Source organism: Neobacillus drentensis, from assembly GCF_036965425.1.
Lineage (GTDB): Bacteria > Bacillota > Bacilli > Bacillales > Cytobacillaceae > Neobacillus > Neobacillus drentensis_F.
Map to the genome: position 1 here is coordinate 1961 of NZ_JBALPP010000080.1, position 268 is coordinate 2228.

At 34.7% G+C, this 268-nt stretch carries 1 protein-coding gene; it reads left to right on the plus strand.

The annotated features are described in order from the left end of the window. On the plus strand, positions 1–268 hold a 268-nt coding region (locus V7161_RS19245; RefSeq protein WP_335714527.1), incomplete at both ends, for a hypothetical protein.

Genomic DNA, 268 nt, shown 5'->3' on the forward strand with positions numbered 1-268 from the left:
GCAAAAACAACTCCATGAAGATTTTTTGGTAACGGAACCTTTACAAGAGGAGAATAAGGTTGAATTAGATAAATGGTTGGATATAGAGGAACAACAGCAATACCAAGAATATTTGCTTGAATGGTGTAATAACATGTTTTCTAATTGGGAAAGTATGAGACCAAGGTTTGCAAAACTTATTGATATTAAAAGTTTAGAGGAATGGGAAGAATCCTGCCGCCATTTAAAAGAGAAATTACAGGCAGATTCAAAAGTGGACTTCGATGAC